Raw genomic sequence first — 22,044 nt, forward strand, 5'->3', positions numbered from 1 at the left:
TACCCCGGCCGCGCGGAGCGCGACTTTATACCAGAAGGCAACCTCCTTCGCAAGCAAAAGCAGGCCCGCAAACACGGCGGTCAGCGGCATTCAGAGCAGGCCGCCCTCGGCGAAGGAATAGCTCTGGCCCCGGCCAATGATCACATGGTCCAGTACGCGGATGTCCAGCAGGCCCAGGGAAGACTGCAGCCGCTCGGTGATCCGGCGGTCGGCCTGGCTGGGCTCGGCGACGCCGGAGGGATGATTGTGCGCCAGGATCACCGCCGCCGCATGGTACTGCAGCGCGCGCACCGCCACCTCGCGCGGATAGACTGCCGCCCCGTCCAGGGTGCCGTAGAACAGATCCTCGCAACGCAGGATGCGGTGCTGGTTGTCCAGGAACAGGCAGGTGAACACTTCCCGCTGCTGCCCCCCAGGTGGTGTTGCAGGAAGCGCCGGGTCTGGTGCGGGCTGCACAGTGCGCTGCCGCCCTGCGCCTGCTCCAGGGCCCGGCGCCGGGCCAGCTCCAGCGCGCCCTGCAGCAGGGCGTACTTGCCCGGCCCCAGGCCCGGACAGGCCAACACCTCTGCCGGTGCCGCCGCCAGCAAGCCGGCCAGGGTACCAAAGCGGCCCAGTAGCTCACGCGCCACCTCCAGCGCCGATTGCCCGCGGCGACCGGTGCGCAGCAAGACCGCCACCAGTTCCGCATCCGACAGTGCGCTGGCGCCACGCTGCAACAGTTTGTCCCGTGGTCCCTCGCCCTCGCCCCAGTGTTTCATCGACATGGATCTGCCCTCCCTGGCCATCCGCTGCCAGCGGTGTCAAATCCGCCAGCGTGGTGGTATTGTTGGCCCACCTTTTGACTCCATTTTCCCAATTGGGCGGCCACAGTGGCACATCTTTTTAATCGCAATGTCCTGCTGGGCATCAGCGGCGGAATTGCGGCCTACAAATCGGCTGAACTGGTGCGTCAGCTCAGGGAGCTCGGCGCCGAGGTGCGGGTGATCATGACCCGCGGCGCGCAGGAATTCATCACCCCGCTGACCCTGCAGGCACTGTCCGGCAAGCCGGTCCACACCGAACTGCTGGATGCCGAGGCAGAACTGGGCATGGGGCATATCGAACTGGCCCGTTGGGCAGACCTGCTGCTGGTCGCTCCGGCCACTGCCGACCTGCTGGCGCGGCTGGCAGCGGGCCGGGCCGACGACCTGCTCACCACCGTAGCGCTGGCCACTGCCGCACCGCGCCTGCTGGCACCTGCCATGAACCAGCAGATGTGGAATGATCCCGCCACGCTGGCCAACGTGGCCACCCTGCAACAGCGCGGCATGCATTTTGTCGGCCCCGCCGCCGGAGTCCAGGCCTGCGGTGACGTCGGCCCCGGGCGGATGGAAGAACCCGCTGCAATTGCGCAACACGCCGCCGCACTGTTTGACAGCGGCCTGCTCGCCGGCCAACGGGTGGTGATTACTGCAGGTCCGACGCGGGAAGCACTGGATCCGGTGCGCTACATTTCCAACCACAGCTCGGGCCGGATGGGTTTTGCGCTGGCCCGGGCCGCTGTGGATGCCGGTGCCCGCACCACCTTGGTCAGTGGCCCGGTGCAACTGGCAACGCCGGCCCACGTGCGGCGCGTCGATGTCGAGAGTGCCCAGCAGATGCTCGACCAGTGCCTGGAGCTGTTGCCCGAATGCGATATCTTCATTGCCTGCGCCGCAGTGGCAGACTACCGGCCCGCAACGTTCGCAAGCCAGAAGATCAAGAAGGGGGCCGAGCGGTCGAGCCTGGAACTCGTCCGCAATCCCGACATTGTCGCCACCGTGGCGGCCAGTTCTGCAGCCCCCTTTACTGTTGGCTTCGCCGCCGAAACCAGCAAGCTGCTGGAGTACGCCCAGGCCAAGATGGAGAACAAACAGCTCGACATGATAGTGGCAAATGACGTGGCCGGGGCCGGCATAGGCTTCAACAGTGACGAAAATGCCGCTACTGTGCTCTGGCCTGGCGGCAGCGAGGTCCTGGAGCAGGCCTCCAAACTGAATATAGCCCGGCGCATCATCGCCCTGATCGCAAAGCAGATGAAGAACTCCAGTGAATAGAGAACAACAAATCAGTGCCAATGCTGTCGGAGCGGACAGCAATGTCCTGCATCGCGTCATCGGCATCGCCCTGCTGCTGGCCGTGACGCCGTTGCTGGCCAGCTTTGCCTGGCTCACCCTGCTGCGGGAACCGCAACTGGAAGCCCGTCAGCTGGAGCATATCAGCGCAGCCTATGCCAATGCCCAGGCCAGCAATATTCATCACCTGGCCCGCGGCCTGCATGAGCGGCTCGGCGAGGCCGCCAGATCCGTGCTCGGGCAGCGGGCGCTGTTGTCCAGTAATGAACAGGAATTGGCCGAACTCGAGGGCCGGCTGCTGGAATTCTTTCCCGAGCTGACCAGCCTGCAGCTGGTGCCCATCACCGATATGGGCACTGCCACCCTGAGCGAGGGCAGCCACGGTCTGCGCAACCATATTGAGGTCGACCTGGTCCGCCGCGCCGCCGATGGACAGGAACCGGAGCCTGAGTCCTACCTGCTGGGGGAAGAGGTGTACTCCTCCTTTGCCGAACTGATAACCAGCGATGACCCGGGATCGCGCCGGGCCGTAATTCTGGCCACATTGGGCGCCGAAGCTCTGACGGCAGGTCTGCGCCTGGTCGACAACTCGATAGGAGAAGTCACGCTCCAGCAACTGTACGGCTCTGACGGCAACGATGTGCTTCGACTGGGCCAGGCCAGCGCCGAGGGTGCCGCCTACCGGGCTACAGCGGCGGTACCCGGCACCTCCTGGCAGGTCAGTTTTACCCCGTCGCAGACGTTGCTGCAGCGCCTGACTATCAGCTCGCTGCCACTGCATCTGGCGCTGCTGCTGGCGCTGGCCGGGGTGCTGGCAGGATTGTTACTGGTTGCGCTGTGGCTACCCCGGTTACTGACCTGGGATGTGGAGCGAATCCTTTCCGATGCCAGGCTGAAGTCCCGGCTGCACCTGACTTTTCCCCCACTGGTGCCGCTGGGCAGGCTGTTGCGCCGCCTGTACACGGGCTCCCTGCCATTCGAGGCCGATGTCACAGCGGCGTCCGCGCCACTGTCGGACCCGCCCGAGATCCTGACGGATCACCACCTCACCGACCCGCTGTTTCAGAACACCAGCATGCTTGACGAAGAGGATGCCGGGAGTGCCGCCGAACACTTCCTGGAACTGGAGCTCGAGGAAGATAGCAGCGACGGAACAGGGCCCGGGGCCAGCCAGGTACTGGCGGCACACATCTTCCGCGCCTACGACGTTCGCGGCCATGCCGAGACTGAGCTCAATGATTCCGCGGTAGGCCTGATCGGCCGTGCCCTCGGCACCCTGGCGGCAGAAAAGAATGAGGCCGCGCTGCTGGTGGCCTGCGACGGACGCCATTCCAGTCCCCGTATCAGGCAGGCCCTGGTCCAGGCGCTGCTGGAGACCGGCCGCAATGTGATCGATATCGGCATTGTACCTACGCCCTTGCTGTATTTTGCCACCCGGCACCTGAACTGTAGCTCGGGTGTGATGATTACCGGCAGCCACAATCCGGCCGCCGATAATGGCCTCAAGATCATATTGAAAGGCCACACCATGGCTGCCAGCGTGATCCAGCGCCTGCGCGAGTGTGCCCTGGAGGGCAATTTCTGCCAGGGCGAGGGGCGCCTGACCGAAACCGACATCCTGCCCGCCTATATCGATGAGGTCGTCGGTGACATTGCCATTCCAGTACCGTTGAAACTGGTTATCGATGCCGGCAATGGCGCCACCAGCGAAATTGCGCCGCGGCTGTTCACCGAGATGGGCTGCGAGGTGGTGCCACTGTACTGCACGCTGGATGGGAGTTTTCCCAATCGCCCTCCCGACACCAGCCGGGAGGAAAACCTCTCCGACCTGGTCGCAGCAGTAACCCGCGAGCAGGCTGATTTTGGCGTCGCCTTCGACGGCGACGGCGACCGCCTGGCGGTGGTCAGTGGCAGCGGAGAAGTTCTTCGTACAGACCTCTTGCTGATGATCTTCGCAGAGGATGTGGTAGCCAGGAATCCGGGCACCGACGTGGTCTTTGATGTCAAATGCAGCCGTAACCTGGCCAGGGTCATAACCAAACACGGCGGTCGCCCGGTATTGTGGAAGACCGGCCACGCCTTCATGAAGGAGAAGATGGCCGAAACCGGCGCCCTGCTGGGAGGTGAATTTTCCGGACACATTTTCTTTGGTGAACGCTGGTACGGTTTCGACGACGGGATGTACGCAGCGGCGCGGCTGGCGGAGATCATCAGCAACATGGGGGAAACCCTGACGGCACTGGTGGCGGCGCTGCCCGCCTCCACCAGCACTCCCGAGATCCTGATCCCGGTACCTGAATCGAAGAAATTTGCGCTGGTCAGGCGCTTCATCGAACAGGCGAGTTTTCCCGACGGCAAGATCAATACCCTCGACGGTATCCGGGTGGACTTCAACTACGGCTGGGGCTTGCTGCGGGCATCCAACACCGGCCCCGCCCTGACCGCACGCTTCGAAGCCTCCGATCCGCAGTCTCTGCAAGCCATCATGAACAACTTCAGGTCGCAACTGGCGGAGATAGAGCCGGAGCTTGAACTCACTTTCTGAAACCTGTTATGCGCCGGCATGACCGCCGGGCTGGAATATCTATGTCACTGGATCGCGAATCTGCAATGAACATCGCCCGGGTATTGACCGAGGCATTACCCTATATTCAACGCTTTACCGGCAAGACCATCGTGGTGAAATTCGGCGGCAACGCGATGGTAGACCCCGCCCTGCATGAGAGTTTCGCCCGCGATGTGGTGCTGATGAAACTGGTGGGGATGAACCCGGTGGTGGTTCACGGCGGCGGGCCGCAGATCGGCGCGCTGCTGAAAAAGCTCAATATCCACACCGAGTTCGTCAACGGCATGCGGGTGACTGACAGCCAGACCATGGATGTAGTGGAAATGGTACTGGGGGGCAGCGTCAACAAGGAGATCGTCTCCTCCATCAGCCGCGCAGGCGGCAAGGCCATCGGCGTGACCGGCAAGGACGGGCAGCTGATTCGCGCCCGCAAGCTCAAGGTAAACCGCTACAGTCCCGAGCTCGACGCATCGGAGATCGTGGATATCGGCCATGTCGGAGAGGTGGAGCAGATCGACACAGAGGTGCTGCAGGTGATCCTCGGCAGCCACTTCATTCCGGTCATTGCGCCTATCGGCGTGGACCAGGATGGCAGCACCTACAATATCAATGCCGATCTGGTGGCGGGCAAAATCGCCCAGGTGATGCAGGCGGAAAAGCTGATGTTGTTGACCAATGTCCCGGGCCTGCTGGACAAGGAAGACAATATTCTGACCGGCCTCAGTACCCGGCAGGTTGACGCGCTGATCGCCGACGGCACCATCAGTGGCGGCATGCTGCCCAAGATCCAGTGTGCCCTCGATGCGGTCAAGTCCGGGGTCGCCAGCGCCCACATCGTCGACGGCAGGGTACCCCACGCGGTGCTGCTGGAGATTTTTACCGATGTCGGCATCGGCACGCTGATTACGAGCCGGCCCGGCTAGACATTATGGAGTGACCAAAAAGCTGCCGCAATAGCCGATGACTTATTGCAGGCAGGGCGGCTAGTCGCTAGCATTGGCCGATCAGCTGCAGACCGTGAGCGCCATGCCACCCAAGAATTCCCAACGCCGCCAGCAAATCCTCGAGGCCCTGGCCCGGATGCTGGAAGCGAGTCCCGGCAGCCGCATCACCACGGCCGGTCTGGCGCGCGAGGTGGGCGTTTCGGAAGCGGCACTGTACCGCCACTTTCCCAGTAAATCCAAGATGTTCGAGGGACTCATCGAGTTTATCGAAGACACTCTCTTTTCCCGTATCAGCATCATCCTCAATGAAGAGCCGGATGCCGCCCGCCGCTGTGAAAAAATGCTGCTCCTGCTGCTCAGCTTCACTGAGCGCAACCCCGGCATCACCCGCATTCTTACCGGCGACGCCCTGTCGGGGGAAACCTCGCGCCTGCACCAGCGGGTCGCCCAGCTGTTCGATCGCTACGAGACCCAGCTGAAACAGGTCATCCGGGAGGCCGAATTGCGCGAGGGCCTGCGCCCCTGCATCAACCTGAGCGCCGCCGCCAATCTGCTGATGGCAGCAGCCGAGGGCCGCATCGCGCAATTCGTACGCAGTGGCTTTAGCCGCTCGCCCACGGTGAACTGGAACGAGCAGTGGGAATTGCTGATGCGCGGCTTTTTCCGCGAGGCAATGACCAGCGTGACACCGGGCCAGACCGGCCCGCAAGTTGGCGAGGCCCTGAGCAGCCCCGCTCGCGACTAGATACCCCGGGATCGAGGTCTACTTCAGATCATCGGCGGCCATTTTGCCGCGCAGCTTGACCACCTCTTCCAGCATCCGGAAGCGTTCGATATCACGGCCAAAACTGGCGTCAACTTCGTCGATTTCGCGCTCGCGTTCCGCGATCTGGCGCTCTGTGGCGGAGATATCCCGCTGCAGCTTGGCAATGCTCTCGAGACGGGCCTCATCCACCTTTTGTTTGCGACGCTCCATATCGGCGGCCTGCGCCTGGTAATTTTCCACCTGCGCCTTCAGCGAACGGCGGTTGCTTTTCAGGATGCTGACGCGGATCCGCAGCTCGCGCAGCGCCCGGTCACGGGCCGCTTCGATATCGGCAATGGCGCTGTAGCGCAACAACAGTGACTCGTCCCATTCGCGCAGACGTTCCTCTTCCTTCAATGCAGCGTCCGCCAGGTTGCGCCTGGCGCTGATATCCGCACGTTCCTCTTCCGTCAACGAACGCGGCACCACCCGGACCACCACGCCGTGTTCATTCAGCACCTCGTAGCCCTCACTCACGTATTCCGGAGGGACCCGATGGTCGACAACGACATTGCCCTCCTTGTTGCGGTAGCGGTAGAGCTCGGTGCCCTGGGACAGGACCAACTGGGAATGACAGCCCAGGACCAGGGAAACCACGACGGCTGACAGGGGACGGCTGAAATTCATGGCATCAATATAGATGCTGGCGCAAATGCAGACAAGTCAGATGCCATAGCGCGCCCGATAGGCACGCATGGCTACCAGGGCATCAGCCTGGTCGTCGCCGGCAGCGCTGGCAAGATAGTCAATGATATGGCTCATATCGATAATGCTGAGCACGGGGATGCCGTGCTCAGCCTCGATCTCCTGAATCGCCGAGCGCTCGCCGCTGCCGCGCTCCTGGCGATCGAGCCCGATCGCTACCCCCGCCAGCGTCGCTCCGTTGCTTTCGATCATTCCAATGACCTCGCGCACCGCGGTACCGGCAGTGATCACGTCGTCGATCACCAGTACCCGGCCACGCAGCGCGGCTCCCACCAGGGTTCCCCCTTCGCCGTGGTTTTTCGCCTCCTTGCGGTTGTACGCAAACGGTACGTCCATGCCGTGCCGGTCGGCCAGCGCGATCGCAGTGGCCGCCGCCAGCGGGATGCCCTTGTAGGCAGGGCCCAGCAGCACGTCAAAGGCGATCCCGGACGCTGCGATACACTGGGCATAACAACGCCCCAGGGCGGCCAGGGCAGCGCCACTGGCAAACGCACCGGCGTTGAAAAAATAGGGGCTGATGCGGCCGGACTTGAGGGTGAATTCGCCGAACCTGAGCACATCGCAGCGCCGGGCCAGTTCAATGAATTCAAGCTGATATGGATGCATGCTCTAATCCGGTGCAGGGTAAAGGCTGCGTTTTCCCCCGTTTGGGGTTACGCTTTACCGGCTGCGCGGCTATCATGGCGGGTCTTCACTGGCTGGCGCACTCAGTACAGCAGTATAGGACACCGGCAGCGGCTCAGGTATGATACACGCTCTCTCGGCAAGGGGCCATGAATGAGGATCATCAGTTTCAGCGCGGACGGCATCCAGAATGCCGCCAAAAACGGCTTTTACGACTGGCTGGGTGAACAGGACGCGGACTTTGTCTGCGTGCAGGATTTGCGCTGCGCGGAATATGACCTGCGGGACGATCTCTTCTTCCCCAAAGAGTACAACGCCTACTTCTTTGACGATGTCGACGGCAAGGCCAATGGCGTCGCCATTTACTGCCGGCAATTGCCCAAGGCCATAATGACCGGGCTGGGATTCGCGGATTTCGACATGGAAGGCCGCTATATCCAGGCCGACTATGAGAATCTCAGCGTCGGCTGCCTGCTGGCCCCCAGTGCAGAGGATGGCAACGCCGGGCAACAGGCGCGCAAAACCGAATTCTATACCCTGCTGCAGAACCACCTGCAAAAAATCCGCAACAAGCGGCGGGAGTTCATCATTTGCGGCAACTGGCATATTGCCCACACGGCCGCCGATGTCCAGGACACCGAGCGCAACAGCAACCACTCCGGCTTCCTGGCAGAAGAGCGCCAGTGGATGGACGAACTGCTGGAATCGGGCTATGTCGATGCGTTCCGCGAAATCAATTCGGATCGCGACGAATTCAGCTGGTGGCCCGACGGCGAGCCGGGCAGCAACGGCTGGCGCACCGATTTCCAGATCGTCTCCAAAGGCCTGAAATACGCGGTGGACTATGGCGCCATCTACAAGCTGCGCCATTTCTCCAGCCACGCCCCGGTCATCATGGATTACGATATCGAGCTGTAGCCTGTCACCAGGCCCGGTTTCCGCAGGCTGGCTCAGCCGGCCAGCGCCTCCTTCTGCAGCTGGAACAGCCGGCCTATGCCCGCCACCGCCAGATCCAGCATGGCATCCATTTCCGCGCGCTGAAAAGGCTTGCCCTCGGCGGTGCCCTGGACCTCGATAAAGCCGCCATCTTCACCCATGACGACATTCATGTCAGTGTCTGCCCTGGCGTCCTCCCGGTAGTCCAGATCCAGCACCGGCACTCCCTGGAATACGCCCACAGACACTGCCGCCACCATCTGCCGCAACGGATCGGTGGTGAGCAGCTTTTTGCGCTGCAGGTGATTGAGCGCATCCACCAGCGCCACACAGGCCCCGGTGATGGCTGCAGTACGGGTACCGCCGTCCGCCTGGATCACATCACAATCCACCGTGATGGTAAACTCACCCAGCTTCTTCAGGTCCACCGCGGAGCGCAGCGAACGGCCGATCAGACGCTGGATTTCCAGCGTGCGGCCGCCCTGCTTGCCGCGGGCGGCCTCCCGATCCATCCGCGAGCCGGTGGAGCGGGGCAGCATGCCGTATTCCGCGGTGACCCAGCCACTGCCACTGCCGCGCAGGAAGCGCGGCACACCGGCTTCCACCGACGCGGTACAGATCACCCGGGTAGCGCCAAAGTCCACCAGCACCGAACCCTCGGCATGGCAGGTGAAATTGCGGGTGAGTGTGATTGCGCGCAGGTCTGCCGGGGCACGGCCGCTGGGTCGTTGCATGACTTACTCCATGTAATTTGAGGGGCGACAGTATACTTGAGGGCGCAGCAGACTGCAGAAAAACCCCGCCGCCAGCGGCCGGTTTGACCCTGTGAGACACTGCCGGCAGCTGCTAGACTCACAATCCCAGGAGCAGACCAGGACCGGACCTTGTCGACCATCGCCAGCATGACAGCTTTTGCCCGTGAGTCCTCCAGTGTCGGGGACAGCAACCTGACCGTGGAACTGCGCTCGGTAAACCATCGCTATCTCGACTGCGTCTTCAAACTGCCCGATGCACTGCGCAGCCTGGAACCGAAACTGCGCGAGCAGGCTGCCCGTGTCCTGAACCGCGGCAAGCTCGAGTGCAGCTTCAGGCTGCAGGCGCAGGCGGGCGGCGGCACTGCGCTGGCGATCGATCGCGAACAATTGCAACGGGTCCTGGACGCCGCCCGGGAAATAGCCGGTCTGCTGCCGCGCAGCCAGCCGCTGAGCCCGCTGGAGATCCTGCAGTTCCCCGGTGTCTGCTGCGCCACCGAAACCAACGAAGATTCCCTGCTCGGCAGCGCCAGTTCGCTGTTCGATACCGCACTGGCGGCGCTGGCGGCGAACCGCGAACGAGAGGGCACACGCCTCGCCGCCATGATCGGGGAGCGCATAACGCTGGTGGAACGGGAAGCCGCGACCATCCGCGACCTGCTGCCCGCGCTGCAACAACAGCAGCGCACACGCCTGCTGGCCCGCCTGGCAGAACTGCAGGTGGAAGTCGACAATGATCGGCTGGAGCAGGAACTGGTCTATCTGGCGCAAAAAGCGGATGTAGACGAGGAACTGGACCGCCTGCAGGCCCACGTCGAGGAAGTCCGCGACATTCTGGCCAGGGGCGGCCCCTGCGGCCGCCGCCTGGACTTCCTGATGCAGGAACTCAACCGCGAGGCCAACACCCTGTCCTCCAAATCGATTTCCACCAGCGGCACCCAGGGGGCGGTAGAGCTGAAGGTGTTGATCGAACAGATGCGCGAGCAGGTCCAGAACATTGAATGATAGGCACTGATGTTCGAGGCTGTATCAATGGCCAGGTCACTATAGTCAATCAGAAGCTGTTTGCGCCGGACTCGGACTCGACCGGCTTGCTCGCATCGAATGTATGAGCAGGAAATACAGCAGCACCGCAGCCGGATACTAATCCGGCTGCGATATATACCGAAAGCCTGTCTACGTGATTGGTCGCCACGATTCAGTCTTCAATGCTGATGCAGGTGATGGCCGTAGGCGGCATCTCCGGTCAACAGCACCGGGTCGCGGGTCTTCTTGATTAACTGGCCGTCTTCCACATCGTAATATTCGGTCTTGACCTCTTCGAGCTCATCCCTGCACTCATCACGATCAATGCCATATACGTCTCCCTTGGGACCAGTGCGCTTCTCCAGTACAGTTTGCAGCTTTGCCATATCATCGGCATCCAATGCAAACCCGAATACCCGGAGGTTATCCTCCAAATGGCTCGCATCCCTGGCGCCGATATTGATCGTAGCCACCTGATCCTGGTCCAGCATGTAGCGCGACGCCACGTTCGCAATACTGACGCGATGTTTGTCGGCTATGCTCTTGAGTACGGACAGCAACTCCTGGAACAGCTCCCAGCCACCCATGTCCTGAATGATGCGGTAGTACTTGTCCAGGGATACGTTCTCAAGATAAGGCCCGCCCGGGTCGGGCACACCGAGCCATCTCTCGCTGATCAGACCGCCACCGAGCACTCCGTAGCACAGCAAGTAGCAGTCATGCTCGCGACACAGCTCAATCATGCCATTGAGCGGGCGGCTGTCGAGCAAGGAATACTGGCAGGTCAGAGAAACTACATCCACACCGGCGTCAAAGAACTCTCGCATGTGCGGCACATCAAAATTGGTGGCGCCTATATGATGGATCTTACCTGCACACTGCAACTCCTGGAGCCACAGTGCCATGTCCACGCTGCCGGGGATTGAGTAGTCCCACCAGTGCATCTGTACGAGATCCAGCCGCTCCTGACGAAGACGCTTCAAAGAGCGATCGACAACCCGTTCAACATCGGCTTTGCTGTGATTCCTGAGTTTTTCTTTCTCGAGGAAATAGGGCACATAGGTAGTGAGTACCTTGATTTTACTTGCTGCTGCTGCGCCCCGAAGGTCGCGGTAGTAATCGCGAAATCTTCCCAGGCGCTCTTCCACTCCCGCGTAGATATCGCCGCAAACGAAGGTATCGATCCCTGCTTCGACATACATCGTCAAGTGTTCGTTGACTTCTGTCTGATCGAACTGGCGGCCACTGTGATCATCGGCAAGCTGCCAGTTGCCCTTGGGTATGCGGACCAGGTCGAAATCCGGGCGTATCGTGAATCGCTCAACTGTCATTCTGCTTCCTCCTGCGTATCTATCGTTTTAGTTCAGTAACGGTTTGTTCACTGTGACGGTAGATTCTCTTTTCCCCTCGGGTGATGAGAAAACGGCCGCCACAGTTCGGATCGGGGCAGGCTATGACGGCGTCGGTCGTCATCCAGTCGTTGGGATGTGTTTCGCGCTGCTTCACGGGCAGCAATGGAAGAATCGCTGCCAGCGGGTACATGGGAAAACGTACCCCTTCGGGAAACTCGATCAGGTCGTCATCGGTGACGGTAAAATAATCCCCGAGCCGATGCTGGCAAACCATGGGTCTACCGTCATCGCTGGAGGTCACCTCCACCTTGAGGTCATACAGTTCATATGTGTCGTCATGCATAGCGCTCGCTCCAATCTCGTTTCATGATTATTTCCCCGTCTTCGTCCGGGCTTCCATCAGAAGTGGTATTTGATCCGCGCGTACCATTCCCGCGGCCGCGAAACCACAGCCCGGCTGTATTCCGAACTGGTCTCGCCGCTCACGATGTAGGCCTCGTCAGTCAGGTTCGATCCCCCGAATGTCATTTCCCATTTTTCATCGGGGGTCATGTAGGTCACACTGGCCCCCAGAATGCTGTAACTGCTTTGCAACAGTGCCGGGTCATTCGAAAACTCCTTGTACTGCTCGTCTCGATAGCTATAGTCGAGGCGACCGAAGGAATAACCCTTTTCGGTATCGAAGAAGGTGATCGTCGCCCCGATGTTGGCGGTTCTCTCCGGCGTGTTCTGCAGTTCCAGAGAGAATGCGTCGGGGAAGTTGGCCAGTGCATCGGCGGTGAAATCCACGTACTCCGCATCGATGTAACCCAGGCTGCCGTCGATCGTCAGCCAACCAGTGATAGCGGCGCTAAGCTCTACCTCCAATCCCTTGATCTCTGCCGTACCGGCATTGGCCAGCACGGGAACGAACTCGCCGATAGGTCCGGGACCGTCGGGATCAATGACGTACGTAACCTGTATATCCTCGTAGTCGGTATAGAAGGCAGCGATATTCAGACGCAACCGGCGGTCGAACAGCTCTGACTTCAGCCCCACTTCGTATGAAACCGCTTCTTCCGGCCCGGCATAGGAGATGATATCGTCCGGGTCGGTTCCCGGATCGGGCATGATGGGCGGGAAATAGCGCATGGTGAAACCGCCGCCCTTGAAGCCTTCAGACGCGCTCGCGTACATCATGACGTCGTCGCTGAAGTTGTAGCTCAGCGACGCCATGGGGTTGAAAGCAGTACTTGTGCGCTTGTACCACCCGGCCGGGAAAATGGGCGTGCCGGGCGCACCAAAAGCCCCGGTAACCAGGTTAACGAAGCCTGGTATCTCGATTGTCGGATGGTAGTCGTAGCCCTCAACCTGCTGCAGCCCGGGATTGAATTGTCGCTCGTCCCGGGTATAACGTCCCCCCACGGTCAGGGACCAGCGATCGGTCAGATCATAGCTAAGCTGTCCGAAAACAGCGGAGCTTTCGTTTTTCACCTTGCCACCCGAAAGAAACCGCACCAGCAGCAGATCCACAGGGAAACGCTGGGTGGCGTCCTCACGGCTGTAGTACAGGCCGCCGACATAGTGCAGCCGTCCGTCCGCGGCCTCGCCGGAGATCTGGAATTCCTGGCTGAACTGAGACCAGTCTATATCCTGCTCAATGAACCCGTAGAAATACGGCGAGCCATAAAGATCCTGCGCGATGTCGACCTGCACGTCGCGATAGGCTGTAATGGATGTCAGATCGAACCCATCAAGCTGCCAATCCACTTTCACGCTGGCGCCGGCAACATCGGTATCCGACTGGTTGCCACCTGAAGCGGTTGTGCGATGGGAGTCCAGTTCCGTCGCATACTGTTCGTTGTAACAGTAGGGATTGGAAAAGCGCGACTCTCCGGCGGAGGGAAGACAGACGCCGCCCGGTACCCCGGCATTGAACAAACCGGGGAGGCCGCCTTCACCATTCGCCTTCAAGACAGCTGTTCCCGGCGTCTGCTCACGGATGCGGGTGCCATCCAGGGAAACGGTTGCCATCAGATTTTGAGTGAGATCAGCCTCGATCACGTATCGTCCGCTGAGGCGGTCAACATCGCCCTGGCGTTCCCCGGTATCGGTACCGTCGGGCCTGATACGTTTAACGAAGCCATCACGGCTCTGGTAGGCGGCTGAGCCGCGCATTCTCACCGACTTTGTCACCGGTCCCGAAACAGCACCCTTGAAATCCCTGCGGTCGTAGGACCCGACAGTGATATCCGCGGTAGCCTCGAAGGTTTCGCTGGGACGCTTGGAGGATACCTGGATTGCACCGCCGATGGTGTTCTTGCCAAACAAGGTACCCTGGGGCCACGCAGTACCTCCAGTCGCTCCACATCAATAGTGTCGAGCAGCGACCCCATGGACTTGCCGACATATACCCCATCGAGATAGACCCCTACCCCGGGCTCTACGGTAATGACATAGTCAGTCTGTCCGATACCACGGATATTGATCTGGCTGGAGGCTCCACCGCCAGATTCACTGGCAGCGGAGTCGAACTGCACATTGGGCACGAAATTCGTAACGTCCGCAGCCGAGTTCATGTTACGTCGCTCAATCGCCTCAGTGCTGAAGGCGGAAACCGACAACGGTGCGGTCTGAATGGATTCAGCCCGGCGCCGCGCTGTGACCACCACCTCTTCCAGTGCAGCCGCGCTCTTTGTTCGGCTGTCCGCAACCTGTGCCAGCACAACCCCCGGCAGCGAAAAAGGTACCGCCAGCACCAGGGCCGATATTCGACTGCCGAGTATTTTCTTTCGGTAGTTCTTCACGAGCTACTCCTTTTATATGTTCAGGAAATACAGAGGGTCGTTTTCAGAGCCGTTTCATTCGGTCCAGACAATGCGTCCAGCCCTGTGTGTAATGCGTATTTTCCGTAGTGTCGCGAAGCCCTGAATGCGTGATGGTGATCGTCGTTGTGCCGCCCTCACCAGCACAGAACTCCACCTCAACCAGGGTGGGTTCCCGCCGCGGTACGGGGTTTGGTCCGCTGTAATTCCACGTTTTGACAATCCGTTTACCGGGCTGTAATTCCCGATACTCACCGGTGACCACATGTTCGCCATCAGGTCCCACGGTGTCGTGCCGGTAGCTCGCTCCTACGCACGCCTCGACCTCAGCGTGAATCAACTCGTAAGGGGGAGGTGCAAGCCACAGCGGCAAAACCGCCGGATCGAGCCAGGCGGCGTAGGCAGATTCAGCGGATAGTGGGACTGTCATTGATATATTGGCGCTGTCGTAGTCAGGCATGTCTTTTCTCCTCATCCCCTCTCAAAAATCGTCCAAGAACATTACTGGTTATCAAGGCTACGGGGTTTCCGTCCGTGTCATCTGAAAGACACGAGGTCCAGGAAATCGAAGGCGCAGAAAATATTTGTCCTCCGGAATGTAATTTGCGATAAGCTAGGTGACAAAACGCTTCGCAGAGCGGACCAGTACCGATTACATCCTCAATGGCCTGGAAAGCCATTGCACCGAAATCACCTGCCTGCGCGAGCTTCACTGTATCCCAGGGGGTGCCCAGGTCATGTCGCATCGCGTCCATTTCAAAGCCGGCCGCGCCGCCGAACAGTTTGCCGACGGAGTTGACCTGGGGACCGTCAATGCCCTCGAATATCCATGCCGTCGCCTGGTTATCCAATGCAGAGGGCTCTATGACGAAGGGGCGGGCGGGTTCAAAGGAGACCGCCGACGTGCCCGTACCGAACAGGCTGTGGGCGGAGCGTCCGCGCCAGCGCCACAGTCCTCCGAGCTCCCCGGTGGCCGCCTGGCGGAACTCTCCCGGCGCCGACTGCCAGGGGATGGTGCCTCCCGGACCACGCCGAACCTCAATAATGTGGGGCTCCTCTTCGTACACAGAAACGACAAAGTAAAATGCGTTGCCGCCCATATGCATGATATTGCCACCGGATGTAGCATAAACCTCGAAAGCATCCAGGATCTGGGTGGTAACATACTCGGGGTGGCTGCCGGTGATCACACATTGATAATCGCGCAGGGCCTCAGCTCCGCGCTCGTGGAGACAGTAATCCGTCAGGATGTCCACCGGCTGCCCTGTCCGGCGCAACCAGTCCAGCGTGATGATATCGCCACTCAACTGGTGTGGGCCGCGCAGCAGGGGATGCCTATAATCATGGCGGACGTTCACCAGCGGCCGGCGCAGAGATGCATGCGCATTGCCAGTGCCATCGCTGTGATAATCATACAAGCTGAGCAGTTCCTGTTCCTCTGCCCAGCGCTCCATGGGTCCGACAATTTCCTCCAGGGGTGCCCCGGCAATTGCCTCGATGCCCGGGTTCGGCCACCAGTGGCGTTCATTGGCGTAGGCGAGGTAGCTGAAAACCGGCACCACGAAGGCTATCGGTGCAGTCCTCGTGCCCGCCGGCGGCGTAACGAAAAATGGAATGGTGTCTTTGCATTCTCCGCAGCAAAGCTCGAAGCCATAGACACCGCTGGGCAGATCTTCCGGCACAGTGAAGTCGAAGGTTCCCGGCCATCCTGCATCGGACAGGTCATCGCGGTGAAAAGCCACAGCGTCGTACTGCTCCGGTACTTCGCTCCAGCCCGAGCTGTCTCCAGCCCATTCGGGGCCCGTCATGCCCTTCTGTGGCCGGTTTAGCAGCGTACCGTGGCGCTGATTCCCACTGGTGTCGACAACGGTACGGCTGGCGGGAGTGCTGCCCATTGCCCAGGTCGCTGCAATCCTCCCGCCGTCGCGGATTTCCGGACGCGCTATCTTGCCGTCGAAATGGGAGTGTCGCCCTTGTGGCCCGGTTATGGCCGCCAGACAGAAGGATGACAGACCAGCATCAGAATCCATATCTCCACCGTCAATGGATTCAAGAGCGAAGCGTTCGCAGCCATCCAGGGCTTCAACGCTCAGCGAGAGCAGGCCATCGCTGTAATCCAGTTCGATGGAACTCCATCGCTGGGGCCGCAAAGGTGCGCTGCTGCTGACCATGCGCCCTCCCCAGCGGGCCTCAACCTTTCCTTCCTTTGAGAGAAACAAGCCGGAGTGCTCACCCCAGGAAATTATCCCTTGCAGCTCACCGCGAGCCGGATCTGTCGGCCAGATCCACAGGGAGCAGGTGGGTTCCTTTGGGGGCGGAAGGCCTGCTTCCGCGATCATGCAGCTTCCCAGCGGCAGTGAATGTTCGCCCGGCGTATAATTCCCATCAATGGGCGAAGACAGAGAGCAAACATCGCTATCCCGGGCCGCCAGACGCACCAGTCTGACATCAACCTCGGCAGGGGCGCTCAGCCGTACCGTGGAGGTTTCGCCAGGCGCCAGATGAAGAGCGTCCATGTAACCTACAACAGGACTCAAAGGCATTTCCGCACCTACTGTTCACCAAAAAACCGGAGAATATAGCTCGCATGTGCGAGCTGGAGAGAAACAGGTTAGGAGCGCTGGCCTGCTTTGTCGCGGAGGATATTGCTCGGAATGCGGGAATATTGCTATTGTATGAAGCTGTTGGAATCCCCAGCTCAGGTAGCGAATCGGAGCGCCAGTAGCATGGACCAAATTCCCGGTTTCGAATGGTATGACAGGCTGCCGAAGGGCATTGAGCGGAAGTCTTTCTTTCTCGATAAAACGCGCCGTTCGGTCTCCTGGTTTTTGCACCGCCTTCCGGAAGCTACCGAGACCCTCTCGGATCAATCAGCAGACCCGGTAATCAGCCTTGAGTTGAACGCTGCAGGCGTTGTGGAGCGCGAGGTCGACGGCCAATGGCAATCGGCCAGACTCGCTGCCGATAATCTGACACTGACACCCGCCTATTCGGTATGCAATTGGCACTGGCACGGTGAGCCGCTGGAGATCATCGACGTCTACATTCCTCATGAATTACTTCGAACAATCTGGTCTGACGAATTTAACGGTAGCGACAGCAACCTCAACTTCTCACCGCTGTTGCAGTTCCATGACCCGGTAATGGCACAGCTGTTGAAATCGCTATTGATGAGTTTGGACAACGGACATTCCAGTCCGGCACTGTTGCGCGAGACAATCACGCATCACATCATTGTTCATATGTTGGGAATGAAGGGTACGACCACGGCAGAACGGTCGACTACAGGCTCTTCGCTGCCCCTGCATATACTGCGTCGTGTACTGAACTATATTGACGAAAGAGTTGGCGAAGACACCGGTCTACAGGATTTGGCCGATGTCGCCGGGATCAGTAAATCGCATTTTTTGCGCCAATTTCGTGAACGCACGGGTGAGACGCCCTACGCTTATCTGCTCGGCCGCCGAATCGAGCAGGCCGCATCCTTGCTGACAACATCTGATGATTCGATTACAAGTATTGCAGCTCGCTGCGGTTTCAACGATCCCTCACACTTTGCCGACACTTTCCGCCGGAAATACCACGTGAACCCACGAGAGTTCAGGCGGGCCAACCGCTGATAAAGCGCGAACCCCCACCGGCCTGAAGCGCCGCATGCCCACTTAGTGCCACCTGTCATGGTCGGCAGCAAGGCTCAGTGACATTGACCCACCAATGCGGGCTCACCACTACCTTGTCCGCCGGAATTTCATACAGATCGCCAATGGTGATAGGCCCACCTCACAGGCAAGGCGCTATGCTCTATCCCCGTGTCGCGCCCGAGGATGCCAGAACTCCGTATTCAGTTGCGCCGGAGGCTGAACCGATAAGCGTGGCGATCCAGTGGTTTGGCCAGACCCACCTGATAGGTGTCCACCTGCATCTCGTCATTCGCTCGCAGAGTGAAAACCCGGAACATCGGCGTGTGGCGACTCTCATCCGGGATCTTGGTGCGCTCCAGGGCCGGAATATGCAGATAATGGACAGGGCCTATCTGCTTGGAGTGCTCCACCCGGTCCATATCCATATGCAGGTCGCCGGAGATCACCGCCGTCAGGTTCGGCTGTTCGAGCACTTCGGCAAAGCCCTGATGGGTAATGCCCTTATCGGCATTTTCCGGATAGACGCCAGTCTGGGCACCATGCACGATCAACAGTACCGGCTTCGGCTGCAGTTGCTTTATCTGGCTCACCATCCATGCGATGCCCTCGTCGTTGAAATCGCGGTCGAAATCCGGCGATGCAAACACCAGGGCAACCGAGTCACGTTCTATAACGTAGCTCGGCTCGGTAATTTCCGCCTTGTTCTGGCCCCAACGATTGGCAAACTGCAGGTAGAGCTCAACCGGACTGCCATGCTCTTCGTTCCCCATGATCGGGTAGAAGGGCAGGGTCAATCGTTCCAGAACTGAAGTCGCATTTTCATACTGAACAACGGTCCCTTTATGGGCGATGTCACCCACGCCCACCACGAAATCCAGCTGCTGCTTTGCCGCCAGTTTGTTTACATCGTTCACTGCCGCCGCCATGTTCGGAAACTCCGGCTCCGGCTTTGGTTCGGCATCGCCGAGCACAGCAAACCTCAGCACTGCTTCCCCGCTCTGTTCGGCGCCGGCCACGGCGGCACCGGTTAGCGACAGGCATAGCATCAGGGCGATGCCGGTCGTCATACTATGGATTGATTTCATGATTTCTCCCGAAAGTATATTGGGCTGTGGCCAACCGAGGATACCAGCGATCCAGTACTGGGACAGGATCCGATCTTCCAACAAGGCCAATTGCTATGATGATTCCCCGACAGGCTGTATCCTTGGAAACGCTCTGGCCTCAGGTCAAACAGGGCGTATCCGTACCGGCCCGAAGGCCGGTGCTGTCAGTGAGCCGGCAGTGGTACTTCAGCGTATTTGTTCATGCCCGAGCCACCCATGGAGCCGGCGTCATAGACATAGCCGTAAACGGTATCTTCATTGTCCTTGCTGACCACGTTGCCGCGAACCCAGAGCGCATTTACGCCATCGATCTCCAGCTTCGGCTCACTCCAGGAATCATTCTCCCTGAGCGTGTGGAAGATACGGCCCGTGTCTTCCTCAATGAAGAGGACGTGGACGCTGGATCCGTAACCGATCGCATCGGCGCCGACCTGTTCTGCATCGGCGGCATTCATTACCACCGCGCGGCTGGTCACCTGGACAGCGTCTGACAGCTCGCCTTCGCCATCGGCGCGGCGCTCCCACAGCTCACCATTGTCGAGCCGATAGATAATGCTGACGCTGTCCGACTCAGGCAGGTAGACCAGAGGCAGGATACCGCCGGAATCCTGGACCGTGGTTCCCAGCCCCGAAGCAAGCTGTTTGCGCGCGGTCAGGTCGCCGTTCGGCAGTATCTGGCGATACCAGGCGGTGCCATCGATTCCGGTATAGGCGAGGTGCACTGTGTCGCCTTCGCCGCGGACGATGACGGGCCCGGAAAGGTTGGGTTCGACATCGGCGTCGATGACGGTCTCCCCACTCCATTGACCCTGCGGCGAGCGGATCCGGAACAGGATCTTTTCCAGATTGCCGTACACACCCACTACGCTGCCATCGGAGCGCACCGCGAGGTCCGCGACCTGCACCGGCGGCTCGGTCGGCGAGGCCAGGCGTTCATCGGTAACCGCCCAGGTATCCGGAGCGCTCGGGTGATCCGAGGTGCGGAACACATGATAGAAAACGTGATCAGAAGTCTGGTGCAGGGTATGTATCGTGTCGCCCACATGGGTTTGCGCCACACCTTCGAGGTCGCCGGTTTGCGGGCGGTTTGCACCGTCCACTTCGCGCCAGGTTTGGCCACCGTCCGTTGACTTGACGCTCATCATGAAGTTGTCGGTTTCCGCGGGCTCCTGCAGGAAGTACAGATCGCCATTGGACGCCTGCCACGGGCCCACACGCACCGGTGTTTCCACAAACACACCACCGAGGTGTCGCTCCGGCACATCCAGCGTCACCAGCGGATTGTGCTCGGCCTGCAGGGGATTGCCGTTGACGTCCACCATCCTGTACTCGAAGGTATCGCCCTTTTCATTCATTGAGGGGCCGTCGTAGAAGTAGCGGATTACGACCGGAAATTCCCATTCGCTGTGGCCGCCCGCGGCGGACCAGCTGGGCGTTGTCTCGGCGTAGTCAATACCTGCCCCGCCCGTGAATGGCGCAGTCGAGCCCGGGAGAATGTCCTCGGTTTTATCGCCGTAATCAAATTCAGGATTGCTCACGATACTGGTGCCTGGGGAGTGGGTCTCCCCCTCGACTTCGACGAACTGGAGCTCGGCAGTACTGCCCGCGGGCACGTACAGCGCCGCCCTGGATTCAGGAATTGACTCACCCAGATCTTCGCTGAAGGACAAGCCCTCGATGTACGGATCCCATTCGTACTCAATGACGACTTCAGTTCTATCGCGGACCACTGCGAGTTCAAACCACTGGTCCGCCTTGACTCCAACCTCGTGTTTTGCCACCAGCGATTCCTGGCCGCGGCCGCGACGCACAATACTAATGGCACCGCCGGCCGCCAGATCCACCCGATAATGGTTGTCCTCGTCTTTATAGCCAAAGACGATGCCGGCCCGGGAAGACGGGGGCAGACGCATGCCGAATTTCGATTCGACGGCCTCCCAGTGGGTGTCGTAATCGGCAACAGCCAGTACCGGTGATTCCAGTGCGACAACTCGCAGGAAGCCCTCATCACCCTCCTGTTGCCAGGAGAGCGCCGATTCAGCGCCCTGCAGCAGACTCCAGGTCTCGCTCGGAGCGGTCGCTGGCTCCGAAGAAAAGTCGAGGGCCACTTCCTTGATCGGATAGGGATGATCTTCCGCGGTCAGAGGCTCCCAAGAGCCCTTGTTGCGACGATACTGCAGCTGGAACTGCTGCCCGGAATTCGTATCCGCTGCGCCTTCTACTTCAAACCGGAGTCGGAACTGCTGGTCGGCCTGCGCGACTGCCGGTTGATTGAGCCCGGCTGCCCAACCGGTATCCGCGTTGAGAGCCGCGTCAAAATCCGACCGGATACGAAACGCCGTTTGCCGCGGAGTGTCGGTAGTGGCGGAAGCGTCGGCCTGTGCCTCGTCCGGGTTACTGCAGCCACCCAGCATGACCAGGGCGCCCACTACTGGCGCGCAGAACCTGAAAACCGGCTTGCGAAGTACCGGGGAAATGCTTCCCTCTCCCTGAAATTCTGAATCCAGTGCGCGATTATTCATGCCATGCCCCTGAGCAGCTGTTTTATCAACGTGTGGTTAGATGCGAAATGATTCTAGCGATTGGAGGATGATGACTTCAATCGAAGTAGATTAACTATGCATTAACGTTGATTCATAAACCTGTGCAGCCGCAACGCACAGAAAGTGTCAGGACGTGTTCATGGCCGC

The 22,044-nt window shown here is 60.0% G+C and carries 18 protein-coding genes and 1 pseudogene; 7 read left to right on the forward strand and 12 right to left on the reverse strand.

The genetic code is table 11. The features are described from left to right. Positions 1-90: 90 nt before the first annotated feature. Positions 91-764: pseudogene (gene radC, locus G3T16_RS09150) on the reverse strand (RadC family protein). A 105-nt stretch (positions 765-869) separates the two neighbouring features. Here radC and coaBC point away from each other — a divergent pair. From coaBC to slmA, 4 genes are all read left to right on the forward strand, one after another. Next, a complete protein-coding gene (gene coaBC / locus G3T16_RS09155; protein WP_163494836.1) occupies positions 870-2,075 on the forward strand; it encodes a bifunctional phosphopantothenoylcysteine decarboxylase/phosphopantothenate--cysteine ligase CoaBC in 1,206 nt (401 codons plus the stop codon). Beyond that, a complete protein-coding gene (locus G3T16_RS09160) occupies positions 2,068-4,638 on the forward strand; it encodes a phosphomannomutase/phosphoglucomutase (RefSeq protein WP_232059324.1) in 2,571 nt (856 codons plus the stop codon). Before coaBC ends, G3T16_RS09160 begins: the two co-directional genes overlap by 8 nt. Before the next feature lie 41 nt (positions 4,639-4,679). Continuing rightward, positions 4,680-5,582, forward strand: a complete 903-nt coding sequence (gene argB / locus G3T16_RS09165; protein WP_163494837.1) for an acetylglutamate kinase — start codon at positions 4,680-4,682, stop codon at positions 5,580-5,582. Between the two features lie 103 nt (positions 5,583-5,685). After that, positions 5,686-6,348, forward strand: a complete 663-nt coding sequence (slmA, locus tag G3T16_RS09170; protein ID WP_163494839.1) for a nucleoid occlusion factor SlmA — start codon at positions 5,686-5,688, stop codon at positions 6,346-6,348. Between the two features lie 18 nt (positions 6,349-6,366). Here the strand turns inward: slmA and G3T16_RS09175 are convergent, their stop codons facing one another. Both G3T16_RS09175 and pyrE read right to left on the reverse strand, forming a co-directional pair. Then, complete coding sequence (locus G3T16_RS09175) at positions 6,367-7,035, reverse strand: hypothetical protein (RefSeq protein WP_163494841.1); 669 nt, start codon at positions 7,033-7,035, stop codon at positions 6,367-6,369. 36 nt (positions 7,036-7,071) lie between these two features. Continuing rightward, positions 7,072-7,719 (reverse strand): orotate phosphoribosyltransferase, encoded by a 648-nt coding sequence (gene pyrE, locus G3T16_RS09180; RefSeq protein ID WP_163494842.1) that lies wholly within the window; start codon positions 7,717-7,719, stop codon positions 7,072-7,074. 171 nt (positions 7,720-7,890) lie between these two features. Here pyrE and G3T16_RS09185 point away from each other — a divergent pair, with 171 nt between their 5' ends. Further along, complete coding sequence (locus tag G3T16_RS09185; protein WP_163494844.1) at positions 7,891-8,655, forward strand: exodeoxyribonuclease III; 765 nt, start codon at positions 7,891-7,893, stop codon at positions 8,653-8,655. 32 nt (positions 8,656-8,687) lie between these two features. Here the strand turns inward: G3T16_RS09185 and rph are convergent, their stop codons facing one another. Next, positions 8,688-9,407 carry a ribonuclease PH gene (gene rph, locus G3T16_RS09190; RefSeq protein WP_163494846.1) on the reverse strand — a complete coding sequence of 240 codons (720 nt, stop codon included), beginning with the start codon at positions 9,405-9,407 and terminating at the stop codon, positions 8,688-8,690. Positions 9,408-9,557: 150 nt separating this feature from the next. Here rph and G3T16_RS09195 point away from each other — a divergent pair, with 150 nt between their 5' ends. Then, a complete protein-coding gene (locus G3T16_RS09195) occupies positions 9,558-10,430 on the forward strand; it encodes a YicC/YloC family endoribonuclease (RefSeq protein WP_232059325.1) in 873 nt (290 codons plus the stop codon). Positions 10,431-10,630: 200 nt separating this feature from the next. Here the strand turns inward: G3T16_RS09195 and G3T16_RS09200 are convergent, their stop codons facing one another. From G3T16_RS09200 to G3T16_RS09220, 6 genes are read right to left on the reverse strand one after another with little or no spacing between them, the layout of a single operon-like run. Beyond that, positions 10,631-11,782 (reverse strand): aldo/keto reductase, encoded by a 1,152-nt coding sequence (locus G3T16_RS09200; RefSeq protein ID WP_163494848.1) that lies wholly within the window; start codon positions 11,780-11,782, stop codon positions 10,631-10,633. A 19-nt stretch (positions 11,783-11,801) separates the two neighbouring features. Further along, positions 11,802-12,146, reverse strand: a complete 345-nt coding sequence (locus G3T16_RS09205) for a TIGR04076 family protein (RefSeq protein ID WP_163494850.1) — start codon at positions 12,144-12,146, stop codon at positions 11,802-11,804. A gap of 56 nt (positions 12,147-12,202) precedes the next feature. Continuing rightward, entirely contained in the window at positions 12,203-13,960 is a 1,758-nt protein-coding gene (locus G3T16_RS09210) for a TonB-dependent receptor (protein ID WP_197911980.1), read from the reverse strand. 14 nt (positions 13,961-13,974) lie between these two features. After that, positions 13,975-14,589 (reverse strand): TonB-dependent receptor plug domain-containing protein, encoded by a 615-nt coding sequence (locus tag G3T16_RS21090; RefSeq protein WP_197911981.1) that lies wholly within the window; start codon positions 14,587-14,589, stop codon positions 13,975-13,977. A gap of 43 nt (positions 14,590-14,632) precedes the next feature. Continuing rightward, the gene (locus G3T16_RS09215) at positions 14,633-15,067 is read right to left on the reverse strand and encodes an SRPBCC family protein (protein ID WP_163494852.1); all 435 of its coding nucleotides are present in this window, start codon (positions 15,065-15,067) and stop codon (positions 14,633-14,635) included. Then, a complete protein-coding gene (locus G3T16_RS09220; RefSeq protein WP_163494853.1) occupies positions 15,060-16,778 on the reverse strand; it encodes a N,N-dimethylformamidase beta subunit family domain-containing protein in 1,719 nt (572 codons plus the stop codon). The genes G3T16_RS09215 and G3T16_RS09220 overlap by 8 nt, the downstream gene beginning before the upstream one ends. 555 nt (positions 16,779-17,333) lie before the next feature. On the opposite strand from G3T16_RS09220, the gene G3T16_RS09225 reads away from it, so the two are divergent. Next, a complete protein-coding gene (locus tag G3T16_RS09225; protein WP_163494854.1) occupies positions 17,334-18,227 on the forward strand; it encodes an AraC family transcriptional regulator in 894 nt (297 codons plus the stop codon). A 221-nt stretch (positions 18,228-18,448) separates the two neighbouring features. Here G3T16_RS09225 and G3T16_RS09230 read toward each other — a convergent pair whose 3' ends face one another. Continuing rightward, complete coding sequence (locus tag G3T16_RS09230; protein WP_197911982.1) at positions 18,449-19,264, reverse strand: metallophosphoesterase family protein; 816 nt, start codon at positions 19,262-19,264, stop codon at positions 18,449-18,451. Between the two features lie 254 nt (positions 19,265-19,518). Then, positions 19,519-21,876: a hypothetical protein gene (locus tag G3T16_RS09235; RefSeq protein ID WP_163494856.1), complete on the reverse strand. Its 2,358-nt coding sequence runs from the start codon at positions 21,874-21,876 to the stop codon at positions 19,519-19,521. Positions 21,877-22,044: the final 168 nt, after the last annotated feature.

It is taken from the genome of Kineobactrum salinum (assembly GCF_010669285.1).
Taxonomy (GTDB): domain Bacteria; phylum Pseudomonadota; class Gammaproteobacteria; order Pseudomonadales; family Halieaceae; genus Kineobactrum; species Kineobactrum salinum.